General features: G+C 58.1%; 19 protein-coding genes. 4 read left to right on the top strand and 15 right to left on the bottom strand.

Annotation, left to right across the window (positions count from 1 at the left end):
• Positions 1 to 50: 50 nt before the first annotated feature.
• The 13 genes from FLG15_RS13365 to FLG15_RS13305 form a co-directional block, all read right to left on the bottom strand.
• The gene (locus tag FLG15_RS13365) at positions 51 to 341 is read right to left on the bottom strand and encodes a hypothetical protein (RefSeq protein WP_236493578.1); all 291 of its coding nucleotides are present in this window, start codon (positions 339 to 341) and stop codon (positions 51 to 53) included.
• A 62-nt stretch (positions 342 to 403) separates the two neighbouring features.
• Entirely contained in the window at positions 404 to 2,020 is a 1,617-nt protein-coding gene (locus FLG15_RS13360) for an alpha-amylase family glycosyl hydrolase (protein ID WP_057677535.1), read from the bottom strand.
• A 450-nt stretch (positions 2,021 to 2,470) separates the two neighbouring features.
• On the bottom strand, positions 2,471 to 4,924 hold the full coding sequence (locus FLG15_RS13355; protein WP_150146545.1) for a VirB4 family type IV secretion/conjugal transfer ATPase: 2,454 nt from the start codon (positions 4,922 to 4,924) through the stop codon (positions 2,471 to 2,473).
• A 105-nt stretch (positions 4,925 to 5,029) separates the two neighbouring features.
• Positions 5,030 to 5,338: a VirB3 family type IV secretion system protein gene (locus FLG15_RS13350; protein ID WP_057677533.1), complete on the bottom strand. Its 309-nt coding sequence runs from the start codon at positions 5,336 to 5,338 to the stop codon at positions 5,030 to 5,032.
• Positions 5,331 to 5,735, bottom strand: coding sequence for a TrbC/VirB2 family protein (locus tag FLG15_RS13345; protein WP_057677532.1), 405 nt, complete (start codon positions 5,733 to 5,735; stop codon positions 5,331 to 5,333). The genes FLG15_RS13350 and FLG15_RS13345 overlap by 8 nt, the downstream gene beginning before the upstream one ends.
• A gap of 57 nt (positions 5,736 to 5,792) precedes the next feature.
• Entirely contained in the window at positions 5,793 to 6,611 is an 819-nt protein-coding gene (locus tag FLG15_RS13340; protein ID WP_057677531.1) for a lytic transglycosylase domain-containing protein, read from the bottom strand.
• A 56-nt stretch (positions 6,612 to 6,667) separates the two neighbouring features.
• Positions 6,668 to 7,708: a P-type DNA transfer ATPase VirB11 gene (virB11, locus tag FLG15_RS13335; RefSeq protein ID WP_057677560.1), complete on the bottom strand. Its 1,041-nt coding sequence runs from the start codon at positions 7,706 to 7,708 to the stop codon at positions 6,668 to 6,670.
• Positions 7,709 to 7,722: 14 nt separating this feature from the next.
• Positions 7,723 to 8,904 (bottom strand): TraB/TrbI/VirB10 family type IV secretion system protein, encoded by a 1,182-nt coding sequence (locus tag FLG15_RS13330; protein ID WP_057677530.1) that lies wholly within the window; start codon positions 8,902 to 8,904, stop codon positions 7,723 to 7,725.
• The gene (locus FLG15_RS13325) at positions 8,901 to 9,668 is read right to left on the bottom strand and encodes a TrbG/VirB9 family P-type conjugative transfer protein (RefSeq protein ID WP_057677529.1); all 768 of its coding nucleotides are present in this window, start codon (positions 9,666 to 9,668) and stop codon (positions 8,901 to 8,903) included. The genes FLG15_RS13330 and FLG15_RS13325 overlap by 4 nt, the downstream gene beginning before the upstream one ends.
• Entirely contained in the window at positions 9,665 to 10,660 is a 996-nt protein-coding gene (locus FLG15_RS13320) for a type IV secretion system protein (RefSeq protein ID WP_057677528.1), read from the bottom strand. The genes FLG15_RS13325 and FLG15_RS13320 overlap by 4 nt, the downstream gene beginning before the upstream one ends.
• A 125-nt stretch (positions 10,661 to 10,785) precedes the next feature.
• Complete coding sequence (locus tag FLG15_RS13315; RefSeq protein ID WP_005914237.1) at positions 10,786 to 11,196, bottom strand: TcpQ domain-containing protein; 411 nt, start codon at positions 11,194 to 11,196, stop codon at positions 10,786 to 10,788.
• 332 nt (positions 11,197 to 11,528) lie between these two features.
• Entirely contained in the window at positions 11,529 to 13,202 is a 1,674-nt protein-coding gene (locus FLG15_RS13310; protein ID WP_017155023.1) for a type IV secretory system conjugative DNA transfer family protein, read from the bottom strand.
• Between the two features lie 36 nt (positions 13,203 to 13,238).
• On the bottom strand, positions 13,239 to 13,481 hold the full coding sequence (locus FLG15_RS13305) for a hypothetical protein (protein ID WP_011347916.1): 243 nt from the start codon (positions 13,479 to 13,481) through the stop codon (positions 13,239 to 13,241).
• A gap of 324 nt (positions 13,482 to 13,805) precedes the next feature.
• Between FLG15_RS13305 and FLG15_RS13300 the strand changes: the two genes are divergently transcribed.
• A protein-coding gene (locus tag FLG15_RS13300; protein WP_170922305.1) for an IS3 family transposase occupies positions 13,806 to 14,920 on the top strand; the annotation gives its coding sequence in 2 pieces (ribosomal slippage) (positions 13,806 to 14,058 and positions 14,058 to 14,920; 1,116 coding nt in all).
• A gap of 188 nt (positions 14,921 to 15,108) precedes the next feature.
• On the opposite strand, the gene FLG15_RS13295 is transcribed toward FLG15_RS13300, so the two are convergent.
• Positions 15,109 to 17,883 carry a TonB-dependent receptor gene (locus FLG15_RS13295; protein ID WP_057677536.1) on the bottom strand — a complete coding sequence of 925 codons (2,775 nt, stop codon included), beginning with the start codon at positions 17,881 to 17,883 and terminating at the stop codon, positions 15,109 to 15,111.
• A gap of 17 nt (positions 17,884 to 17,900) precedes the next feature.
• Here FLG15_RS13295 and FLG15_RS13290 point away from each other — a divergent pair, with 17 nt between their 5' ends.
• A complete protein-coding gene (locus FLG15_RS13290) occupies positions 17,901 to 18,197 on the top strand; it encodes a hypothetical protein (protein ID WP_057677537.1) in 297 nt (98 codons plus the stop codon).
• On the opposite strand, the gene FLG15_RS13285 is transcribed toward FLG15_RS13290, so the two are convergent.
• Positions 18,198 to 20,279 (bottom strand): glycoside hydrolase family 97 protein, encoded by a 2,082-nt coding sequence (locus FLG15_RS13285; RefSeq protein WP_057677538.1) that lies wholly within the window; start codon positions 20,277 to 20,279, stop codon positions 18,198 to 18,200.
• Between the two features lie 243 nt (positions 20,280 to 20,522).
• On the opposite strand from FLG15_RS13285, the gene FLG15_RS13280 reads away from it, so the two are divergent.
• The gene (locus FLG15_RS13280) at positions 20,523 to 22,709 is read left to right on the top strand and encodes a glucosidase family protein (protein ID WP_150146542.1); all 2,187 of its coding nucleotides are present in this window, start codon (positions 20,523 to 20,525) and stop codon (positions 22,707 to 22,709) included.
• On the top strand, positions 22,706 to 24,184 hold the full coding sequence (locus FLG15_RS13275; protein ID WP_057677540.1) for an MFS transporter: 1,479 nt from the start codon (positions 22,706 to 22,708) through the stop codon (positions 24,182 to 24,184). The genes FLG15_RS13280 and FLG15_RS13275 overlap by 4 nt, the downstream gene beginning before the upstream one ends.
• Positions 24,185 to 24,222: the final 38 nt, after the last annotated feature.

The raw sequence follows: 24,222 nt of genomic DNA, 5'->3' as shown, positions 1-24,222 counted from the left end.
GCTCAACGGGCCCCATACACGCCATGCTCGCTGCGTTCTGTCAGCCGCTTTCAATCCAGGGAATCGGGTGTGCTGAGCGCCACATACCCCCCTGGCTTCTCGACGTTACCATGCGCATCAAACGCCGTAACACGCGAGCCAAGCGCGTCGATTGACGACGTCGCGATCGCACGCAGCGTCATCAGGCACCCTGCGCCTGCAGCTTGATCGGGCCGGCGCAGATGCATTGCCGTTTCCTGCAACAGCCCCTCGATATGACGCATCTTGAATCGCTTGCCGGGCACAGCGCCCGGCGCAAGCACTGATTGGTAGCTGACATCGCATACAAAAAAGCGAGGCATCCCGATCGAACGCCTCGCCTGTCTCACTCAATCGCAGCATGCCCGACTGTGAAACGGTGCTATCAGCCCTCGCCCGTGGCGCACACCACCGCGTGCCCAGGCAAGCTCACCCGTCCATCCTCGATCACGCCCCGCGCCACACCGGGGACATCGATCTGTTCCCATGCGCCTTCAGGCAGCGCAAGCTCGGCAACGTCGGAGGACAAATTGAACGCCAACAGCATGACCTGGCCCGCATGCTCACGCCGGAACATCAGCACCGGCTCTGCTGTGTCGTAGAACATGATCGCGCCTTCGCGTAGCGCTGGCATGCCCTTACGCCAGGCAAGAAATGCCCGCACGGCACTCAGCACAGACTGGGCATCGTCCTGCTGCACACTCACTGCAGCCAGACGGTGCGGCTCGGACAACGGCAGCCACGGCTTGCCGCTGGTGAAACCCGCCGACGGCGCATCGGTCCACGGCATCGGCGTACGGCACCCGTCGCGGCCTTTGAAGGTCGGCCAGAACGTGATGCCGTACGGATCCTGCAGATCCTCGAAGGCCACATCCGCCTCACTCAACCCAAGCTCCTCGCCTTGGTACAGGCAGACCGAACCGCGCAACGAACACAGGAGCGCCACCACCATGCGAGCGAACGCAGGCGATGCTTCTTCGCCGCCCCAACGCGTCACCGCACGCACCACATCATGATTGGAAATCGCCCAGCACGGCCATCCTTCCAACATGGTGGCCTCGAGCCGGCTCACCGTTTCGCGGATATAGGCCGCGCTGTAGTCCTGCACCAGCAACTCGAAGCTGTAGCCCATGTGCAAGCGGCCCTTGGCGGTGTATTCGGCCGTGGTCGCCAGCGAGTCTTCCGAAGAAATCTCGCCCAGGCTCACCGCATTGGGATAGCGGTCAAGCAGCGCACGCAGGCGTTCCAGGAACGTCAGGTTTTCCGGCTGCGTGTTGTTGAAGTAGTGGTACTGATAGGCATACGGATTGTCCGCGCTAAAGCCCCGCCCCACCCGCCTGTCGGCCGGCTTGGCTGGGTTATCGCGCAGCTGCGCGTCATGGAAGCAGAAGTTGATTGCATCCAGGCGGAAGCCATCCACCCCTCGGTCCAACCAGAACCGCACATTGTCCAGGGTCGCCTGCTGCACCTCGATATTGTGGAAATTGAGGTCGGGCTGATCCACCAGGAAGTTATGCAGGTAGTACTGCTCGCGCCGCGGCTCCCATTGCCACGCCACACCACCGAATAGCGACAACCAATTGTTGGGCGGCGTCCCGTCCTCGCGCGGATCGGCCCATACATACCAATCGGCCTTCGCATTTGTTCGGTCCTGGCGGCTTTCCTGGAACCACGCATGTTCGATCGAGGTGTGGCTCAGCACCTGGTCGATCATTACTTTCAGCCCGAGCGTATGCGCCTTGTCGAGCAGACGATCGAAATCGTCCAGCGTTCCGAACAACGGATCCACGGCACGATAGTCTGCGATGTCATAGCCGAAATCGGCCATCGGCGACTTGAAGAACGGCGAGATCCAGATCGCATCCACACCTAGCCCAGCGATGTAGTCGAGCTTGGCAATGATGCCCGGCAGATCGCCGACCCCATCGCCGTTGGAATCCAGAAAACTACGCGGATAGATCTGATAGATGACCGCCCCGCGCCACCATGGTGTCTGCAACATGCACGCCCCTCCCGGGCCACTGCTGGCAGCCAACACGGCCACCGACTAAGGGCGTTAGCCTAGCGGCGTGACGCTGCAAGAGCGTGGGCGTGCATACGTATTCATTGCTCTTGCGGACAGATCACTGGTGGTCAATGGACGGATCGCGTAGGCAGCCACTGTTGCGAGCACCTACTGTCAGCGCCTTAGCGACAGCACAAAAAGCAGCTTATTGACCTAATTCTCGAACTAGCCCTCGTGGAGCCAAAATTTCAGCAGCCTGCGCGCCGCCCATGCGGTTCGTATTTGCATGAAACAACGGCAATCGACAAAGTCGACAGCGAAGTCCATGCGGACGGCCTGCTCCGGACACGAAGCAAGCCAAGACCTGAACCACATCGCCACAGAGTCAAGACAACGTCCTACGCACGTGGCGCCCTATATAAATCATCGGCCGAATCAATCAAAAAACTACACGCGATCTTCGACACTACCGCTATTCGACTTACGCTTGCCAGAACCCTTACGATTCGCATAGAAATCTTCTAGCCATTGTTCGGGCGTGAGCTGGTCAATACTTACTCCCAACTGACCTGCCTTACGCGACAAGACATCATGCATAATTTCGATGTTGTCAGTGGAAGAAGAGATCACGGAAAGCGCGTCGTCCATGCCTCGCAAATTGAGCTGACACACAGCTGAGGCATGCCCTTGCTTGACCAGGAAGCAACGCGACCGCTCGTCCAGTGACACCACGACCTGATACTCGGCGTCAGTGAGCTTGAGACCCTCGATATAGTCGTCACGACTAGCATTAGGGTTGGGCAGCAAAATCATAGTGGCGGTCTGCTCGATGAGCGCCGCAGCAATATCGCTGGCAAGTGCATCCTCTGGACTTTGGGTCGCAAATATACCCATTCCATTCTGCTTTCGAATAGTCTTTTGTTTGTTTTTCGCAAACTCCTTCAGCCCCCCTTTGCCATCGAGGATCTTCCAGAATTCATCCATGACGTAAATTAGAGGGCGTCCATCTATCAAAGATTCAAGCCTATGCAGCAGGTAGTTGATAACCGGGGCGCGCACCTCGGCATTGTCAATCATATCCGTGTAATCAAAACCAATAATAGAGGCTTTCTGCAAATCAATCGTATCTAGTGGATTGTCGAACACCCAACCAAGCGAATTACCGGCTGTCCATCGTCGCAGTCGGGCATAAAGCCCGTCGTCACCCATATTGGGTAGACTTTTACGAAAATTACTCATGCTACGCAGATGCATCGGGGTATCCAGCATCCCCTCCACAGCCCTGAATATATCCTCCTCTTCACGCGAGCTGTATTCAGACTTACCGCCTAACACCTTGATTAGCTCTGCAAGAAATTGAGTATTCGCCTCGTTCCTCTCGCATTGAAACGGGTTGAAACCAGTCGACACACCGTTTTCGAGCGCCAAATAATTCCCCCCACAAGCGCGCACGAAAATCTCAGCCCCCCGATCTTTATCAAAGAAGAAAATGGTCGGAATAGGATCGAACTTCTGAACCTGACTTAATAAGAAATTAATTAAAGCAGTTTTGCCGGTGCCAGATTTACCAATTACCATTGTGTTAGCAATTGCTTTTTCACCCAGTGAATTTTCAGCAGGATGCGTAGCATGGAAATTAAAGTAGTAGGGCTGGCCGTTAGTCGTCTGCAGAGTAGTAACACACTCGCCCCATGGATTGTTTCGCTGCTTCCCCTGCGCAAAATTATGCAGCGGTGAAAGACCCAGAAAATTAAGTGAGCTAAGATTTGCGATACGCGTACGAAAGCGCCAATTCCCAGGCAACTGCGCATAAAAAGACGAAGCTACGGCCAAATCCTCTTTTGAGGATACGAAGCCTGCATTAGACAATTCTGCTCTGGTAGTAGCAATTTGACGCGCAAGCTTTTCTTGACTATCAGCATAGATCGCGATGGTGAAATGATACTCACCAAGGACGAAGTTACCGGAGGCAACGTCATCCATAGCTATATCCAGGTCACGTATCTGGCTAGACGATTTGTCACCTGACGAAATCATCATGCCCTTAGTACGTTCCAGCACCTTCAATGCCTCATGTCGGCCGACAGGACTAAAGGAGTGAGTCACTACATATTCAAAATCAAGATATTTCAAGCCATTGAGGATGCCTGGATATGTACCATCCGCATACTCTTTAACATTAAGAATCGCGCCAAAGTGATTAATTCCGTCAGGCGTCCGTATAACGAAATCACCTGTTTTATTTGCAAACATATGCTTGCTTACAGGCAAGTAAGCTTGTACGGGGGCCTGCAATACCGGAACCGGCTCATCAATACGATTCAGCAAATATCCTAAAAACTCTAGAGTTTCGGAAAAAACAATGCCATTTTTTGCTTCGTACATTCCTAGCCGATAAGGCGAATAATCCTTGAGCACTGCCTCGACGTTCGTGGCAAGTTCGATCATTTTTGCAACAGCCTGCTCTTCCTCTGAGCGGATGCGTTCAGGATCAGCAGACTTTTCAACCAACCTTCTACCAGTTATCACTGGACGATAAATCATGCTGAAATAAAGCTCATTTTGCATGATTTTCTGGGAAGACAATGCAGAATAATACTCGTCAGACAGGTTTTGATTAAATGCCTGTTTGAAGCGACTTTCATCTCCAATCTTGCGGCGGCGACGAACATCGTGCACCCAAAATGCAACGTTAGCGAAATCCGGCGCACGCAGTGTCTGCAGAAGTCGATTAAACGTATTATGCCGCTGCTCTAGCTCAAATTCATCCCGTCCGACAAATGGTAGGCCCGCAAGATGCCAGATCAGAAGATAATCACCTCCTGTTGTCTTAAGAACCGACGGGGCAACATGCGTCGAAATAGAGACAAATTCGCTGATCGGGCTATCTGGACTAAACATGACCTTACCAATAAGAGTAAAAAGGCATTGAAAAACTTAGATCATTAAAAATATCAACCCCATGCACCTTTGTGCATGGGGTTGGCCATTCAAGACGTCCTTCAATTAACGCTTTCCAGGAGGAACTTTACGATATTCATTAGGGCTAAAAATCCACATACCCGAATATCGTTGAAGATTTCGAGCACGAAATCTAAACAACCACCGCAACGCCAACAATCTAAAAATCATTTCATCACGCTTAGCCATTTGCTGCATGACGAAAACAATGACGGGAATAGTCAGTAAAAACCAAAGATTAAAATACATACCCATCATGAGGCCACCGCCAGCACCAATGAAAAAAGGAATATAAGGAACCCCTAAAAACATTGCAGGACGGGTGCAACCACGAAAGAGTACATCCTTATGCATAATGATGCAGAGCTTGGAACAAAGCCATCGCCGCCTCGCCTTGGCACTGACTATCGCGCTTACCGATGACCATGTTTGCAATCTGTCCTGCAGCGCCAATTAAAACACCGCCAATCAGAATCGGCGAAACCTCGGATATTCTCTTGTGAGCAAATGCAATCTGATAACCAGCGACAATCACTGCAATCGTCACAACTGCAACAGAGCCCATGGTGAGCAGCGAATTAATATTATCCAAGAATCCACAGACCTTTTCGTCAGTCTTTGCCAGATCACCCACCTGTGCACCCGCGCCTCCCGCAACCAGCAAGGCGGAGGTAAAAATTACGGCCTTTAGGGCCTGTATACCAATCATTTTAGCATCGGCAACCAATTGCTTATCATTTAACATTTTCATCAATTATCTCCTAGAACAGGGGGACACACAGCTATCCATTGCATTTTTTCATCCTTGTCAAAAAACGAAAGCATTATCTACCTGCCCCTTCTGAGGAAGCGTCGGCGCTTCAGTCGGAGCGGGTTGCAAAGCAGGACTTACGGGCCGTGGCCGAGCGGCGGAAGCGGGAACGGCGACGCCATGACCCTGGCCGGTCGATTGAATGACGTATAGATCGCTAGGGGTGGCAGGCGTTGGAGAAGGTTGAGCCTGTCCCTGATCTAAGGGTGACCCTACGTTAGCATCCGATCTCTGGTCGTCACGAAAGGACCGCTGACTTAAATCTTGAATACGGCGGGAAACAAGAGCGTCGGTCAACTCGGCCGCTGCCTGCCGCACCGAGCTCTGTACCTTGATTTTGATTGGCCGATTGGGAATGACACTGATCGGCTCCGCGCCTCCAGCCGCCGCTCCTGACTGGCGAATGGATGCATAAATTTTCTGGACGTATCCATGCTTGAAACCAGTTTCAAAATTTCCGGAATAGTAGCAGCTAAAAGACTTACCCCAATCTGCACCGGAACGAGAATGACACTCGGCTAGAATCCGAGAGGCCGCAACGAGATTTGGGCATTTGGCAAATGCCATCTCATAGCTGGTAATGCCGTACTTCAAAAGATTGTATCGATTGACCTGGCCCAGCCCCAGCGAAAAGTTGTATCCCTTCTGCTCTAGCATCTTTGCGGTAGCAACAGCTTCTTCCAGTCCTTTCGGCTCTCGAACGAGTCTCCCGCCGACTACACCGATCGCATAGGGATTCCGCGAAGACTCTACCCGGACGACGTGCTGCATCACTTCGCCGGGAACAGCCAATCCAGTGCACCCCATCAGTTCCATACCAGGCGACATAGTGGTTTCCTTAAGCTCATACGGTGCCCACCGGTAACGGCGATCTAACCGCCCCGAAGGGTTCTAACAGGATCAAAATCGATCCCTGTGATGTAACGCCTGCCTGCATGTGCCTTGATGTGCACAACGATGTCGATCGTCATACGCAGCAGGCGTTTGATCACGTCAAATTCTAGCCCTGAACCTTCGTTCGAGGCTTTAACCATCAGTGCCAGTTGATCCCAGGTCTGCTCAACACTACCTGCGTGACAACTTGTGATCGAGCCAGGATGCCCCGATGCGCAGTTTCGTATGAAATAAAACGATTCATCACCACGTAACTCAGCCAATATGATCCGATCTGGCTTCATGCGCAGACACGCCTCCATACAGCTCTTGGCCGTCACATTGCTAGCGCTTTGACCTCCTTTCGAATAAAGGAGATGCACAGAATTAGGCTGACTGATGAATAGCTCACGTGCATCCTCGATAGTAACTAAACGCTCCTCATTGGGAATGTGATTCACTAGAGCTTTCATAAAAGTGGTCTTGCCACTTCCGGTGGCGCCTGCAACCACGACATTCTTTTTATAAAGAACACACTTTTTGAAGAACTCTGAGTAGTCTCTATTGCGTCGAAGATCAAGCAGCTCGCGGTCCTGATCACTGACGTCAGCAGCTTGCTCCAAAACCTGATCGAAGAACCCGTCGTGCTTGTATTGCTCAAGGGTCTTGGTGTGCTTCGAAGGCAGCCGAATTGTGATCGACACCTTACCAGCATCGCAGGCCGGGGGAATTACAAACTGTGCACGCTGCCCGGTGGGGAATGTCAATGAAACCACCGGATCAGCGTCAGTAATCCGCTGACCGGTGTTGCTTTCGTTTACAACCGCGGTGCAAAACTGTCTTGCACGGTCGAAGGTCAAAGAAGGTACATCTACTCGCTGCCAACCATTAATGGTTTCAAGATAAAGTTCCCCTGGACGATTGATGCAAATCTCCGTAACTTCCGGAGAATTGAGATAATCCAATATCCCGAGCACAGAATATTGATAGTCCAGGAAATCATTTGAGATCCTCGCGACTGGTGAATCTTCGATTGTCACAGCGAAAGCGTCGTTCACTTCGGCAGCACCGCTGTGAAATCAACGTCTTTGGCGACGTAGACATTCAGAACGGTTCCCTGGTTAATCGTAACAGTAGAAGGACGGCGACCAGACTTGGCGACGGCCTGCTCCGCAATATCCTGGATACTGCGCGCAGTATTGCTTTCGAATGGTTGCTGAGTGATAACACCACTACCCACACCAACGGTCGTAGTCTGAGGGCCGTATTCAGCCGCAGCATACTTGAAAGCATCACTGAGCATACTTATGAAAAGCGCAGACGCAATCTTGTTACCCCAATGGGCATCGTATTGACCTGGGTGACCCGCACTACCAAGATTATCGATACCAGGCCCTTCCAGCTTCACGTCGAGCCCGTTTGGCGTTGTGATCCGATCCCAGACCACCTGCATGCGCGCAGATGTTGGCTCCTTGGCTGCGTACTGACCCAACATCTTCGACCCTTTCGGCAAGAGCAACTTGTGGCCGTTGATCGAGTACACAGGCTCAGTAACAATGCATGAAGTAAATCCATCGAAATCGCTAATAATTCGCGTCTCCAATATGCACCGTATATAAGTCCCACGGACTAGCAGTCCATCTGGATTACTGATTGGCTTGGCCAAAGTTACTTGATTATCTTCCTGATCTGCAGGCGATTGTGCTCCAAGAAGTCCATTCGCCGCCGGAGCACTGGGAGCACCGGCCCTAGCATCTTGTTCAGCTAGAATACGCCTTTCGAGCAATGTAGGCCCCCTTTCTCTCTCAGGAGCAGCTGTGATAGGGGCACTGTTGTACTCGGGCGGCTGCGTCACCGGCAGCGGCGGCAGATACTGCTGCTGAGCAAGCGGCACCGGATCAGGCTCCGCTGTTGGAGTGATGTTTTGAGGAAGAGCGGGCGCTACCACGGTTTCTGCACGCGGCTTCACTACCTCTGCTTTCTTCGAATCGCGCGACACAAGCCAGAAAATCGCGAGAACCAGCAGCAGTGCAACGCCAGCCAGAAAAAATAGAGCTTTACGGTTAAGCCGCTTTAAGTCGTTAGACTGAAGAACGGGCTCATTTGCATCCAAGTCTGGAGACTCGGTTGCGCGCTGCCTTGCAAAATAGGGATTACTGTCGTGCTCAGCACGTGCCTGCGCATCGCTCTCTCCGTGGATGCGCTCATCTGAATTGTTTGGCGGATTTGAGTTCACTTTTGCTTATTCCTTCGCAGACCGACCACATTGTTGCCATGGCGAACCACCAAAAATGGGTAGGTGCCGTGCACGATCAATGTATTTCCTTCCACTGTCGTATTGACCAGAAAATCTTCGCTATGCTCTTTTTCTCGACCAAAAACGGCCGGAAAGTTGCCGGTAGGGAAGCGAGTCAAATCCATATTTATATAAGTGAACTTCCCATCATCATATACCCGACTCGGGACCAGCCAGGATTTCTTGGTCCGGGTTGAATAATCATAATCGTAATAATAACGACGATCCTTCAATATTTTAGAATTCAACTGCGGGCCATCTTTCACCGCAACTGCCTCCTCAGCCCCGTTGAAACTGGTGTCTTTAGGGTAAGTAAAAACAACCTTGTACTGCACACCAGCTTGCTTCGCCTGCTCCAATCGTTGCCAATCGGTTGCAACAACTTTGAGCTCAAGAATATAGGAGTGCGTTGCCGTACGAATCATCATATTCGTGTCGACATCGACGTTCTTAGGCTTCAAATAAAACACGTTTTCACGACGGGTCAACTCCCAACCGCCTGTGAAACCGGTACTGTAGTCCAGAATTTTCTCGTTTGGACTAAGCTCAACCTGGGTTGTAATACCAAGACCGGTTCGGACTGGGTAGATGCGATTTGGCTCGTACTCATACTCTTGCACGACTTGCGCAACAGCAGGGAAAACAAAAAGGAGTAATGGAATCAACGCTGGTAGCGCCATCCTGTGTCGGCTAAAGAATTTCATCTACCGTTCGCTCCATTGACATTATTTATTGTTCCTTGAGGCTGAATCGCCGGCTGAGCCTGATTAGGGTACATTGCCCCCGGTTGCTGCTGGACTGTTCCCGCTGGCGGAACAGACTGCTGTAGAGGCAGGGATCCTTGTGGTACGGCCCCTGGGACGGGGGGCGCAGCCGTCATTGGCAGTCCTGGTTGCGTGGCAGAGACTCCCGGCGCGGCTGTTGGGACTTGGGCCTGAGCTCCAGAAGCTGGAACCGCAGGCAATGCGGAGTAGTCGTTGTCTACGCGATAGTCAGAAACCCGGAAACCCAGTGGATTTTCTACCCTCAAGTCGTCGCTCATCTGCAGATTATCTTGATAAGCGAACTCCATCGTCGCAATCTTGTTATCCAATAGTGTGGATACTGTTGAACTCTTATCATAAAGGCTGCGTTGAAAGCGCACAGTAGCCCCCGTAAACGGCTTACCCTTGCCGCCGATAAGTGTGATACTCAATATGCTGATGCGGATCGCGCGATTTCTACCATAAACGTTGAACGGCCTGGCAGCGTTATTGGCAGCGTGAAGGGCCCGATACTCTGCCAGCACGCCGGTGGTTGCCATTGCTACCACGGTATTCCAATCACGATCGCTTATGTTCGAGGCGTCGTAAGACTCACGCGCAATAATGAACCGTGCGATATTGCTGCGCGCCAGCGCTTCGCTGGTGCTGATGGCCCGACCGCCAAAGTTGGGCTCAAGCTTGGCGATGGTACTAGTGCCCGAATACGCATCTGCCATGACCAGATACGGCACTTTTTCCTTCAGCGGCAGCATGTAGTAGTAGCCGCCCGCTGTCATGACGGTGACCAGCATCGACAAGGTCGCCACGATCCAGGCACGCTTTTCGCTGCGACGCGCGAGGTCTGCAATGCTGACCTCGTAATTCACCGCTTTTTGAACGGCCGCACCTACTTGGGCGGAGCCGTCCTTTTCACTGACCTTCTTACGCAACATGTCTAGATCCGTCACCGTAAGGCCTTGTCAGGCCTGAAACTATTGCCGCAACGCGTCGCGGGTACTTGAGAAGGTAGGAACACCGCCGGCTCCATGCCTGACAGGCATCGAGCCGACAGCAACCTTTAGAGCTTGGCGCCAGACGACACTGGCACTGGCTGAACCAACAACTTGTTGGCAGAAACCGACACCGAAACCCCTTGAGCTGCGTACACGGCACTCAGCTCGGTTGCAGCCTGCTGGACGCTGGTCGTGCTGATTGCGGAAACCGGCCCGATCAAGGTGTAGTCCGATGGCAAGTTGTAGGACAGCTGCATATTGGAGTCCGCCGCCCAGCGCTCCAGCATGGTCTTCAACGTGCCGTCCATGGGCGTGGCCTGATACGTGTACGAGGTGTAGAGCGGGATCTCGGTAGGCGCCTCGTCAAAGTGGTTGACGTGCTTCCAACGGCCACCAAAGTCAGGAGCAGGCTTGGTCGCGCACGCGCCTACCAATGCTGCAGCCACTAGCACCAACGACAGCTTGGACACATACATCGGATTCACTCTGACTTCTCCAACTCATGAAATTTCGGGCTTAAGACGGACAGCACTAAGCCTCCGCGCACCAGTGGGTACCGGAGGAAACCTGTTATTGATGCGTTTCTCGCAGTCCTCCAACTCGCCGGGGCGTCCCAGTTGCGAGTCTGTGCTGCCAAGAAAAATGAATACGCTGAAAAACCATCCATAGCCTTACTCCAGTACGGCCCATCCGGCGCCGCTCCCCTACGACCATCTATCCATACCGCAGATTCTTGCTAACTTTGCCCTTAACAAGCAGATCCGTCAAGAATTGCGCGCCAAGCCCCGCACCGCAAACGAGGCAGTCATCACACTTTGATGGTAAGCGTTTTCACTTCAGTTTTCGGCAACAAACGCGCAGTGAAGTAGCGATCCTCGTAGTAGCGAATCTTGTCGCACTTCACCGGATGCGGGATCCCCTCGTACAAGAACACTTCCTTCTCGTTGCCCATGGCCTTGAGTTCCTGCGGCAACATCAGCGCCCGACGCTCTTCTGACACGCTGTGGGTGGTCTCCCGCCCTCGGGTGACATTCTTCTTCTTGATGGTGGTGTAACCCAGCATCTCGGAATAGTCGTTGGCATCCTGCTGCTCACGCGGTGCGTAGAGGATCTGCAGGGCGTGGTTGGTGATGATGGTGCGTGACAGATCTTTACCGTAGGTCGCGTCCAGCTGGGCCATGCTCTGGATGATGGGCAGCAGGCGGATGTTGTAGCCGGCCATGTAGGCTACCGCGGTCGCGATGATGTCCACCTTGCCGATCGAGGTGAATTCGTCCATCAGCAACAGGCACTGATATTTGAGCTCAGGGTTGGACTTGGGCAATTCGCGGGTGTTGAGGTTGATGATCTGGCTGAAGAGCAGATTGATGATCAGGCGGCTTTCGGCAAGCTTGTTGGGCTGGATGCCGATGTAGATGGTCATCTTCTTCTTGCGAAGGTCCGTGAGCACGAAGTCGTCCGCACTGGTGGCGGCGTCCAGCACCGGATTGATCCACGCATTGAGCGGCTCCTTCAAGGTGCCCATGATCGAGGCGAAGGTCTCATCCGCCTGGGACAGCATGTTGGCAAAGGCCGACTTGGCGTTGCTGCTGAGGAACCGCCGCTCGGACAGCGACTTCAGGTATTTCTTGAGATCGGTGCCGTCACCCGAAGAGAGGCGATAAATCCCGCCCAAGGTGGGTGCCCCCGCCCCGCCCGGAAAACCGAGCGCGAGCTCCTCGTCCCAGTTTTCGAACAGGTACAGCGCGAATGCCATGAAGGCATTACGCGCCTGGCTGACCCAGAACTTCTGGTCGTCCGACCCATCTGGATACAGCATCGCCGCAATGCTCATCAGATCCGAAACGCGAAATGCGGGGTCGTTCGACACGTAGGTCAACGGATTCCAGCGATGCGTGCGACGATCTTCGGCGAACGGATTGAACAGGAAGACCTCGTGGCCCTGGCTGGCGCGCCAACCACTGGTCAGGTCGAAGTTTTCCTGCTTGATGTCCAGGACCACCACCGACTCCTGATACTCCAAGAGGTTCGGGATGACGACGCCGACACCCTTACCCGAGCGCGTCGGCGCAGCAAGAATCACGAATTGCTGGCCGCTCAATCGCACCAGCTTGCCGTTGAACTTGCCGACGACGATGCCGTTTCCGCTGGGCTTGAACAGCCCATGTTTGGAGAGATCGGCGGCGCCGGCGAAGCGCGCGTCACCGTGCAGGGCGCGCGCCTTGGGCTTGACGATGAGCACAACGGCAATCGCCCAGACCAGCACCGGCAGGCCGAATCCAAGCACGCCCGCAATCTTGATCTTGGTCGCGTAAGGCGCCACTTGGGGCAACCCAAGCGCACTGAAATAGCGGTAGTAGGTGTCCCACCCGTACAGACCGGTGTCGAGCCGCAGCAACAGCAGGGTCAGATAGCCAGACAGGCAGTATCCGACTAGGACCGCCACCAGCGTGGCGATTGCGATGATTTTGGGTTTGGACATGCGCCCTTCTCCTTAGGCTTGCATCACGATGGCGGGCTAGCGACGCACGACCGGCTTATGGTCGACAAGCTCGGACTTGCGCCCGCCGCTCTCGCTCTCCACCAGCGAATCGATCCAGACCTTGGCCTGGTCCAGGGACAAATCCGGCGTGATTCGCGTACCCGCATCGGTCACAACGGCGTATGCCACGACCGCGTCGGGTGCGTACACCTCGTCACGCGTAATCGCCACAACGCGATATCCGCCCCTGGTCAGCACGGTGTGCTGATATTCGTCCATCGCCAGCCTTCCTTTCCGTCAGCGCGGTGGCGATGCTAAAGCAAGACGTGTGACGGTAAAAGCGGTTTCGGCGGACCGGGCTGCGGCCGACAGCGCTGCCTCGCGAAACAGCCGCACGGAACACTCGTTTTCGCAGTCGAGGGACTCCCGGCGCGCTTTCGAAAACGCATATGGCCGGGGTGAGACCTGGACCGCCCACCGCCTACGCGCCGAAAGTCACTCCGATCGCCTGGCTTACGGCCTGAAGCACCCGTAAGCTCCCCAGCCTGACAGACACCGCATAAGTGGATATTTCTGGCATCGTTACCTCAGCCAGGAGGTTCTATGCGCACCTCAAAGTTCACCGAGACGCAGATCGTCGCGACGCTCAAGCAGGCCGACGCCGGCGTGCCGGTCAAGGACGTCTGTCGCCAGGTTGGTATCAGCACAGCGACGTACTACCAGTGGAAGAGTAAGTACGGAGGCCTGGAGGCTTCGGAGCTGCGGCGGGTCAAGGAGCTTGAGTCGGAGAACGCCAAGCTCAAGCGGATGTACGCCGAGTTGGCGCTCGACAATGCGGCCATGAAGGATCTCATCGCAAAAAAACTCTAGGGCCGGCGCGCAAGCGCGAGGCCGTGCGGTACCTGATCGAGGTACACGCGCGGCCGCTGCGTCGGTCCTGTGCATGCGTCGGGCTTGCACGTGCGGCGTGGTATGCGCCACCGCTCGACTGGACAGTACGCGATGCCGAGTTGATCGCGGCGATCGCACGTGTCGTCGAAGACCGCCCCAGTCGCGGCTTTTGGAAATGCAGCGACGTACTGCGCAGGACGCGACCTGACTGGAACCCGAAGCGAATCTATCGCGTGTACAAGGCCATGCGGCTCAACCTGCGCCGCGCTGCGAAGCGGCGGCTTCCCAAGCGCGAGCGTGTCGCGCTGTATGTCCCAAGGTTGCCTGATACCGTCTGGTCGGTCGACTTCATGAGCGACGCTCTGGCGTGCGGCCGACGCTTCCGCACCTTCAACGTGGTCGACGACTTCAACCGCGAGGTGCTCCACATCGAGGTGGATACGTCGATCAACTCGCATCGTCTGGTGCGCGTGTTCGAGCAGATCAAGCACGATCATGGCCTGCCGCAGGTCGTGCGTTCCGACAACGGACCAGAGTTTCTGGGCGACGCATTTACCAGCTGGCTGAAGGTCAATGGCGTGGCGATCCAGTACATCCAGCCCGGCAAGCCGAACCAGAACGCCTTCATCGAACGTTTCAACCGCACCTTCCGGGAAGAAGTGCTCGACCAGCACCTCTTCACCCGCCTCGACGATATCCGCGAAGCTACCCATTGGTGGATGATCGATTACAACGAACAGCGGCCCCATGACGCGCTCGGCGGCCTAACGCCGACCGAGTACCGCAACCAACACGCCAGAAGGTCTACTTTTGGACTGTCTGCTTGACGGGGGAGCTTACGCTGGGGCAGGGCGCTTTGGGTTGCATTGCGCGTATTGGAGAGCGGCCTTTTTGAAAAATCTACAGAATATGAAGCAGTACACCTGGAGCTGATTGTGTTTGAATCCGTACCCTCACCCCAACCCCTCTCCCGGGGGAGAGGGACTACAGGGCCGCTATTTGTTGCTGCAGCAGATCAGAACTTGTAGTTCACACCCAGCACAAACGTACGGCCCCACTCGATGTATTCCAGCGGGCGGTCCTTGGTTTCTGCATATGTGCGATACGGCGAGTTGCTGAGGTTGCTGGCCTGCAGCAGCAGGGTCAGTCCGGACAGGGCGCTGGCTTCGCTGAAGTTGTAGCTGATCTGCGCGTCGGTGATGTTTTCGCCGACCACGTAGCGCAACGTGCGGTTGCCGTTGAAATTGCCGATTTCGCCGATGAAGTCCGAGCGCCGACGCTGGCTGACGCGTGCTTCGAAGCCCTTGTGCTCGTAGTAGGCAGTCAGGTTGTAGACGCGTTTGGACAAGCCCGGCAGGCTGATTTCACCGTCGCCCACGCTGGAGGCGCTTTCCGGGTCGCGGATCTTGACGTCGCTGTCGTTGAAGGTGGCGCTGGCCTGGATGCCGAAGCCTTCCAAGGGCGCGAAGACCAGATCCAGCGGCAGCGAGGCGGTGAGTTCGACGCCGCGCAAAGTGCCGCCCTTGCCGTTGAACGGGGCGCTGAAGGTGCCGGTGGTCAGCACCGGTGCAGAGCCCGGCGGCGGCACGTAGCCGGCCACCAGTGCGGAGAAATCGTAGTTGTCGCGGCTCTGGGTGTAGATGTAGCTCTTGAGGTCCTTGTAGAAGAACGCCGCGGCCACGTAAGCACGGTCGGCAAAATACTTCTCGTAGGAGATGTCCAGGGCATTGGCGCGCCATGGGTCGAGCATGGGGTTGCCACCGCTGGCTCCGGGGCGCCCGGTCGAGGTGTCGACACCGAATTCCAGCGAGGCACGTAGTTGGTCCACGCGCGGGCGTGCGACCTGCTTGGCCATCGCAAAGCGCAGCGTCTGCTCGTACGGGAACTGGAAAGCCAGGTTCAAGCTGGGCAGCCAGTCGCGGTAGGTCTTGCCATCGTCGATGGGCCGCACTTCGCTACCGGCCGGCTGCGAGGCATCCCAGTAATTCGCCTGCGAGGACTGGTCGGCACTCTGCAGTTGCACGCCGATATTGCCGCGCACACCCACTTCGCCCCATTCGGTATTGATATTTGCACGCAGCCAGGCGGTGGTGATTTTTTCTTCCACCGTCCACGCCTTGGACACCAGGAACGAGGCGTCGTCGCTGGGGTTGAACACCATGTAGCGCGCCACCGTGGCTGGCACATTCCATGCGGGCAGGGAGCCGAGACCGGCAAAGCCGAGATTGACCGGTGCGTATTGCAGATCCGCCGCCACCGTGGCCTCGCCCTGAGCGCCCAGCGTGATGTTGCCTTCCGGCTGGGTCTTCTGCTTTCGGCGATTGGCGTAGTTGACGCCCACATCCAGGTCCGAGAACCAGCTCAGCGCTTCGGGCATCGGGAAGTTGGCCTGCAGGCGCGCGCCCTTGAGCACGTCTTCCACGCTCGGCACTTTGCCGTAGCCGGAACCGTAGATGGTGTTAGTGAGGAACAGCTCGTCCGGATTGGAATAATTCATGCCCGGCGACAGCTGGGAGAAGCCGTTGCCGACGACCGACACGCCCACGGTGTCCAGCTGCGGCATGGGGGCACGCTGAAGATTGTTCTCCAGGTTCAGTTCGTCGCGGGTGGCCTTGGAGTAGTTCAGGTCGGCGACGATCTTGACGGAGCCGGCGGTGATCTCATTATTCCAGCCGAACGCATCGATCTTGTCTTCGCGCTTGTTGTACATGCCACGCACCAACGGATAGACGCCGCTGGCATCGCCGCCAATGAAGGTATTGCGATCGTTGACGCGCACGTTGCTGATGTTCAGGCCGGGCGTGTAGCCGCCGTTGTAGTTGCTCAGATTGAGCTCGAACTGGTTGGCGGTGTCGATCTGCTCGGCTTCGGTGTGGAACGCATCGAGCGTGCTGGTCCAGGCATTGGACGGGCGATACTGCAGCGTGGCCATGACGCCGTCGCGCTTCTGATTGCCGGTGCGCCGCAGGGCCTTTATGCCATCGGAGAAGTACACGCCATCGGCGACGCCAGGACGCTGCCGCTGTGCGTTGACCTGCTGCCACGGTTCGTACAGGCCCACCTGGTTTTCCTGGATCGGCATGTCGGTGTGCGCGTAACCGATGGTCAGGCCGATGGTGCGGTCGGCGAATTGGTCGATGTAGCTGACATTGAAACGGTTGCCATACGGGTCGACGTTAGCGGCCTTGCCCAGCGAATTGCGCTGATAGCGGCCACCGATGGCGATCACGCGCTCGTTGTAGCTGAGCGGGCGTGCGGTCTGCATGTCCACCGTGCCCGACAGGCCCTGTCCGACCAGGCCGGCATCGGGGGTCTTGTAGACGGTGACGCCGCTGACCAGTTCGGACGGGTATTGGTCGAACTCCACGCTGCGGTTGTCGCCGGTGCTGACCACTTCGCGCCCGTTGAGCAGCGTGGTGGAAAAGTCCGGCGACAGGCCGCGCACGCTGATCACCTGCGCACGGCCGGCCACGCGTTGCGCAGCCAGGCCGGGCAGGCGCGCCAGCGATTCGGCGATGCTCACGTCCGGCAGGCGACCGATGTCTTCGGCCGAGATGGCTTCCACGATCGAAGTGGAGTCGCGCTTGACCGAGATGGCGCCTTCGATTGCGCGGCGCAGGCCGGTGACCTGGACCTTGTCCAGGTCGGTGACCGCGCCAGCAGTCCGTTCGGACGCGCCTTGTTGGGCGTCGCTTGCTTGTGCAGGCGCTGCCGTTTGCGCGGCTACCCATGTCGGTGCCATGGCAACAGCCAGGGCGATACTCAGCGCGGAGCGCTTGTGTTTCAACATTTTCCCCTCCCAGGTACATGTTGTTTCTGATTTTTGATCCGGCAGTTGCCTGGATGTCATGCGTCGCGCGCCACGATGGACGTTACGCGACTGCGACGTATGGTAGACACGGCACCTGGGTGCAAACGTGCACTGCATACGTATTCACTGCGGTGTTGCGCGATGAAATCGATTCCATCCAGGGCCATGCCGGCGACAGCACGGTGATTGCGCTCGGTAACGACATGGTGCGCGATGCGCAGCGGCGGTACGAGCGCTGCGCCGTGCAATCGATCGCGCCGGCTGTGCATGCCGGCGCCCACGCGATGGCGTAGTCAGCGTTTGCCACCCATCGGAACAAAGCGAATGGCCTGACCACCGCCCGGTGCCAGACGTAGCTCCAACATATCGGCACTGCTGACCTGACGTTCTTCGCGCACGAAGGCGAACGGGTTGCTGGCATAGTCCGCGCCGTCGCCATCGCGATAGATCTGCGCGGTGTAGCGAACGCCGGGTTCGAGAAAGCCCAGCGGCACCTGCAGCAGGCGGCCGTGTTCGTCGGTGATGCTGCCCAGGAACCAGTCGCGGCTATGCCGGTCCTTGCGTGCGATGGTGACGTAATCGCCTACCTCGCCATTCAGCGCACGGGTCTGGTCCCAGTCCACTGCCACGTCTTCGATGAAGCGAAACGCGTCGCGGTGTTGCAGATAGTGCTCGGGCAGATCGGCGGCCATCTGGATCGGGCTGTAGAGCGTCACATACAGCGCCAACTGACGCGCCAACGTGCTGGGAATCGCCTGGCCGTTGCGGCCCTTCAGGCTGACGATGCCAGGCGTGTAATCCATCGGCCCTGCGAGCAGCCGGGTAAACACCAGGTTGACTTCGTGCTCGGGCGGATTGGGCGGCTGGCCCCAGGCGTTGTATTCCATGCCACGCGCGCCTTCGCGCGAGATCCAGTTGGGATAGGTACGGCGCAGCCCGGTGTCCTTGATCGGCTCGTGCGCATTGACCGCGATGTGGCGTTGCGCTGCTTCCTGCACCACGTGCAGGTGGTGACGCGCCATCCATTGCCCATCGTGCCATTCGCGCAGCGGCGTGCCGCCCGCGGGATTGCGCCGCTCCACCTGGCCGTCGTCGCAGACATAGCCGGTCTTGACCGAGTCCACGCCGAAGCGCGCATACAAGTCCATCGCTTCGGCGATTTGATCTTCGTAATGGTCCACTGCGCACCCGGTTTCATGATGGCCGATCAGGTGTACGCCCTTGCCGGCGGCGTACTTGCTGAGTGCGGGCAGGTCGAAATCCGGCGTGGGCCGGGTGAAATCGAAGCTGCCGCCATTGCCGAACCATTCCCCGTCCCAGCCGGGATTCCAGCCTTCGACCAGCACGCCGCGAAAGCCGTGGTCGGCGGCGAAGTCGATATAGCGTTTTGTCGTCGCGGTGGTTGCGCCGTGTTTGGGGCCAGTGGCCCAGGTCTGTTGATTGAGATGCATCGACCACCACACGCCCACATACTTGGATGGCTTGATCCAGCTCACCTCGCCCAGCACATTGGGCTCGTTGAGGTTGAGGATGAGGTTGGATTCCACCAGGCCGGTGGCCTGATCGGCGATCTGCAGCGTGCGCCATGGCGTATCGAAGGGCAGGCTGCGGCGTACCTTCCAGCCTTCGGCCGCCGGCGACAGCTGCGCGCGCAGGCGCTGGTTGTCGGTGCGGCGCAGCCACATGCCGGCGTAGTCGACCAAGGCCGCTTCATGCAGTGCGATGTGCAGCCCGCTGTCGGTGCGCAGCGTGAGTGGCGTATGCGCCAGTGCAACCTGGTTCAACGGCGTGTGCCGATACAGATATTCGTAGTGGATCGGCTCGCCTGCGGGAATCCACCACGCATCGGCAGGTTGCGCGATGGCGAATTCGGTTACTTCCTCGTCGATGACTGCCTCGCGCATACCTGCTTGCTTGGGGAAGTGATAGCGCAGGCCCAGCCCGTCGTCGTAGACGCGGAAGATCACCTCGAAGGTGCGCTGCGCACCGTCGCGCTCGCCCAGGCTCACGCGCAATTCGTTGTAGTGATTGCGCACCAGCCGCGTTTCGCCCCAGGGCTGCTCCCAGGTGTCATCGTGGCTTTGACGTGTTTGCGCAAGCACCACCATGCCGCGGTCCAGCCGGCCGTCGCGTAGCTCGAACCCCAGTCGCGAGCGTTGCACCACCGCCTCGCCCAGGCGCTGCACGCGGTAATAAGGCGTGCCGCCATCCACGTCCAGGCTGACCTGCAGCACCTTGTTCGGCGACTCCACGCTGACGGTGGTGGCTTCGGCATGCAGTTGCGGCGCAGTCCCGCCGAACAGCGTGAGGACCAGCAGCTGGGCGATCCATGCGGCGCCCAGTGTCGAGTGCGCTCGACGTGAAGACAGCGGCATATCCCCTCCCAAGGTGACCGTTGCGCAAGCAGTGACTATGCAGTGCCTGGTAGTGGATGCGCCGTGGTGCGCGCTGCTGGAAGCCCATGAATACGTATGCAGTGGTGCGGAACAGTGGAGTGCGCGTCTACCATGGCGACACGGCACCTGGGAGGGTCCGCGCCCGTGGCACGTCCGTGCTGCGCACCATAACGCGTGCAACGAGGGAGGAAGGCCGACGGCGCAAGCTGTCTTGCCGCTTCGATGTTGAAGATGATCTGCATGGCTGCAACGCTGGGCGTTGCGGCAAGCTCGCCGGCACTGGCCGACGAACTGGAATTTCACGGGCGCCGGGCCCAAGCGCAGGCGTTGGAGGATGGCAGCTTCGTGTTGCGCTGGCCGCAAGGCGAACGCCGCATTGCGGCACAACCGATGCGCACGCACACCGCCAGCCCGCTGTTCGACGCCTTGTTCGCGCTGGCACAGCAGGAAATGGCCGACGACCGCGTCGAGGCGATCCGCGACCCCGCCTTCAACGACGGCAGGCCGGTGCCGTGCGCCTGCTTCGAAACCGGCGAGCGCTGGCCGTACGTGTGGACGCGCGATGTCAGCTTTGCGGCCGATCTTGCGTTGGCGCAGCTGGAGCCGGAGCGCACGCGCAATGCACTGCGCTTCAAGCTCTCTGCCGCACGCGATGGGCGCACGCCGGGACTGTTCGTGGCGCAGGACACCGGCTCCGGTGGCAGCTGGCCGATCAGCAGCGACCGTGTGGTGTGGTTCCTTGCCGCGCGCGGCCTGTTGGACGACAAGCCATTTGCCGAACAGGTGTGGCAGGCGCTGCGGGCGACGATTGCGCAGGACCGCGATGCCGTCTTCGACGCTCAGATCGGTCTCTACCACGGCGAAACCTCGTTTCTGGATTGGCGCGAACAGACCTACCCGGACTGGACGCGCGAGGATGTGCGATTCATTGCCGAATCCTTTGCGCTCTCCACCAACGTGCTGCATTACCAGGCATTGCGCCTGGCCGAACAGTTGGCGCGCCAGCATGGCGATGCACGCGCTGCGCAATACGCGCAGTGGGCTGATGCACTGCGCCAGGCCATCGATAGGCGTTTTTGGGATGCGACCAGCAGCCAATACGTCAGCTATCTCGGCAGCGCCGCGCATCCGGTGCGCTACGCCAAGGTGGATCTGCTCGGTCTCTCGCTGGGCGTGCTGGTCGATGTGTTTCCGCCGCAGCGGGCACGCGTTGCGTTGCGCAATTACCCGATGGTCGCGGGTGGCAGCCCAGTGGTGTGGCCGCAGGAGGCCGCGCAGCCGATCTATCACAACCGCGCTGTCTGGCCGTTCGTCAGCGCCTATGCGCTGCGCGCCGCACGCACGCTGGACGATGCGCCACGCATCGCGTTGGAGCTGCAATCGCTGATGCGCGGTAGCGCGCTGGCGGGTTCCAACATGGAAAACTACGAGATGCAGAGTCTTGCTGTGCACGTGGAAGAGGGTGCACGCAGTGGCCCGGTGGTCAACTCGCCACGCCAGCTGTGGTCGGTTGCCGGCTATCTGGCTGCAGTGCGGGAAGGGGTGTTCGGTCTGTCGGCCGATGGCAGCCTGCAGCCGAAGTTGCCGCGGTCCTTGCTGCCCCAGTTGTTTGGCGACGCCAAACAGATCGTGCTGGAACACGGCGCGCAACGGTATGTGCTGCAGCGCCCGGCGAACGATACCGGCGAGTTGCTGGTAGCAGGGCGTATCGAACGGCAGGGTCAGACCACGCTGGTGCAGTTGGTCGGGCGCACTGCCGACCTCACGCCGCCGCCGCGTCCGAAACAGGTGTTCGCACCGCAGACGCCCCAGGCGCCGGTCGCGCAACGGATCGGCAACACGTATCGCATCGGCATTCCGGAAGGAACAACGCTGTATCTGGACGGCCGCGCACTCGATGCCAGCGCGCACTGGGATCTTCCCGACGATGGCCTGCTGCATGTGCTCAGCCTGACCCGGCGGCGCGATGGTCTGGAGTCGCTGCATAGCCCGTCGTTGACGCTGGGCCCACTGCAGCAGTTGCCGGGCAGCCAGCACTGGAGCTGGCGTCCGGCACGTGCAGGCGTGCATCGGGTAGCGCTGCGTTACCGCAATGCCAGTGGTCCAATCAATACCGGTATCACGGCAGCGGTGAAACACCTGGTGCTGGAATGCCCGGGGAAACCTGCGCAATCGCAGGTCATCGTGATGCCGCATAGCGTGGGCGAGCAGCTTTCCACCCAAGTCAGTTTCGATGCGGTGGCGGGCCAGGCCTGTACCTTCCGGCTCGAGAACGGCTTCAACATGAGCGCGTTGGCGCATTTTGCGCAGTACAACGGCGGCCGCGGCGGCCGCGATGGTGTGATCAATGCTGCGCAGGTCAGTGCATTGTTGGTCGGGCCTGCAGCACGCGTGGAGGTCGCGCCATGACCGCCAAGCCACGCTTGAATTTCTGGCAGATCTGGAACATGTGCTTCGGCTTTCTCGGCATCCAGTTCGGCTTCGCACTGCAGAACGCCAATGCCAGCCGCATCTTCCAGACCCTGGGCGCGCAGGTCGACGACGTGCCTGGCCTGTGGATCGCCGCACCGCTCACCGGGCTGATCGTGCAACCGGTCATCGGTTACCTGTCCGATCGCACCTGGACCCCGTGGGGCCGCCGGCGTCCGTACTTCATGGTGGGCGCTGTCTTCACCACGTTGGCCTTGCTGGTGATGCCCAACGCGCCCATGCTCTGGGTGGCCGCCGGCACGCTGTGGGTGCTGGATGCATCGATCAACATCTCGATGGAGCCTTTCCGTGCGCTGGTGGGCGATCAGTTGCCGCCGTCGCAGCGGCCGACCGGCTACGCGATGCAGAGCTTCTTCATCGGCATCGGCGCGATCGTCGCGAGTTTTCTGCCCTGGCTGCTGACCCATTGGGGCATTGCCAACACTGCGCCGCCAGGCCAATTGCCCGACAGTGTGCGCTATGCGTTCTACCTCGGCGCAGCGGTACTGTTCCTGTCGATCACCTGGACGGTGCTGCGTACGCGCGAGTACAGCCCAGCGCAGCTTGCCGGTTTTGACGATGCACATCCGCCTCTCGCGCAGGTGGCAAGCACCGGCATGGCGCCAACGCCCCTGGCAGGCATGCTGTGGTGCGGTCTGGGCGTGCTGCTTGCCGCGGCCATCGCCTGGCAGCATGGCGACCGCATGCTGTATGTGCTGGCCGGGTTGTGTTTTGCCTACGGCGTCTTGCTTGCGTTGGCGCGCATGCTGCCCGCCACCAGTATGTTGGTGGCGATCGTGCAGGACGTGCGCAGCATGCCGGCGACGATGCGCCGCCTGGCCTGGGTGCAGTTCTTCTCGTGGTTTGCCTTGTTTGCGATGTGGATCTACACCACTGCCGCAGTGACGCAAGTGCATTTCGGTGCGAACGACACCGCTTCGGCCGCCTACAACGACGGCGCAAACTGGGTCGGCGTGTTGTTCGGCGCCTATAACGGGTTTGCAGCATTGGCTGCAGTGGTGATTCCGCTACTGGTGCGTGCGATCGGCTTGCGCTGGAGCCATCTGTGCAATCTGTGGCTGGGTGCCGCCGGCTTGTTGTCGATGCTGGTCATCCGCGATCCGCAGTGGTTGCTGCTGTCGATGGTGGGCGTCGGTTTCGCCTGGGCCTCGATCCTGTCGCTGCCGTATGCCTTGCTGTCAGACAGCGTGCCTGCGCCAAAGATGGGCGTGTACATGGGCATCTTCAATTTCTTCATCGTGATTCCGCAGTTGGTTGCCGCCAGCGCGCTGGGCTTTGTGCTGCGCGCGTGGCTGGGCGGGCAGCCGATCTATGCATTGGCCATCGGCGGGCTCAGCCTGTTGATTGCAGGTGTGTGCGTGGTGCGGGTTCCAGTGGCCTCGGGAGGGCAGTGATGCGCAGTGCGATGTATGTAGCGTTGACGATGTACGCG

It is taken from the genome of Xanthomonas phaseoli pv. dieffenbachiae (genome assembly GCF_008639345.1).
Taxonomy (GTDB): Bacteria; Pseudomonadota; Gammaproteobacteria; order Xanthomonadales; family Xanthomonadaceae; genus Xanthomonas; species Xanthomonas phaseoli.
Note: the sequence above shows the minus strand (reverse complement) of the source record. Positions and strands in the feature narration are given on the sequence as shown.

Coding starts and splice junctions, on each gene's coding strand:
- FLG15_RS13340 (WP_057677531.1), bottom strand. CDS start 6,611: ATGGAACTGATGGGGTGCACTGGATTGGCTGTTCCCGGCGAAGTGATG.
- FLG15_RS13295 (WP_057677536.1), bottom strand. CDS start 17,883: ATGTTGAAACACAAGCGCTCCGCGCTGAGTATCGCCCTGGCTGTTGCC.
- FLG15_RS13355 (WP_150146545.1), bottom strand. CDS start 4,924: ATGTTTAGTCCAGATAGCCCGATCAGCGAATTTGTCTCTATTTCGACG.
- FLG15_RS13315 (WP_005914237.1), bottom strand. CDS start 11,196: ATGTATGTGTCCAAGCTGTCGTTGGTGCTAGTGGCTGCAGCATTGGTA.
- FLG15_RS13310 (WP_017155023.1), bottom strand. CDS start 13,202: ATGTCCAAACCCAAAATCATCGCAATCGCCACGCTGGTGGCGGTCCTA.
- FLG15_RS13285 (WP_057677538.1), bottom strand. CDS start 20,279: ATGCCGCTGTCTTCACGTCGAGCGCACTCGACACTGGGCGCCGCATGG.
- FLG15_RS13360 (WP_057677535.1), bottom strand. CDS start 2,020: ATGTTGCAGACACCATGGTGGCGCGGGGCGGTCATCTATCAGATCTAT.
- FLG15_RS13305 (WP_011347916.1), bottom strand. CDS start 13,481: ATGGACGAATATCAGCACACCGTGCTGACCAGGGGCGGATATCGCGTT.
- FLG15_RS13280 (WP_150146542.1), top strand. CDS start 20,523: ATGTTGAAGATGATCTGCATGGCTGCAACGCTGGGCGTTGCGGCAAGC.
- FLG15_RS13350 (WP_057677533.1), bottom strand. CDS start 5,338: ATGCATAAGGATGTACTCTTTCGTGGTTGCACCCGTCCTGCAATGTTT.
- FLG15_RS13320 (WP_057677528.1), bottom strand. CDS start 10,660: ATGTTGCGTAAGAAGGTCAGTGAAAAGGACGGCTCCGCCCAAGTAGGT.
- FLG15_RS13345 (WP_057677532.1), bottom strand. CDS start 5,735: ATGAAAATGTTAAATGATAAGCAATTGGTTGCCGATGCTAAAATGATT.
- FLG15_RS13290 (WP_057677537.1), top strand. CDS start 17,901: ATGTTGTTTCTGATTTTTGATCCGGCAGTTGCCTGGATGTCATGCGTC.
- FLG15_RS13275 (WP_057677540.1), top strand. CDS start 22,706: ATGACCGCCAAGCCACGCTTGAATTTCTGGCAGATCTGGAACATGTGC.
- FLG15_RS13325 (WP_057677529.1), bottom strand. CDS start 9,668: ATGAAATTCTTTAGCCGACACAGGATGGCGCTACCAGCGTTGATTCCA.
- FLG15_RS13365 (WP_236493578.1), bottom strand. CDS start 341: ATGCCTCGCTTTTTTGTATGCGATGTCAGCTACCAATCAGTGCTTGCG.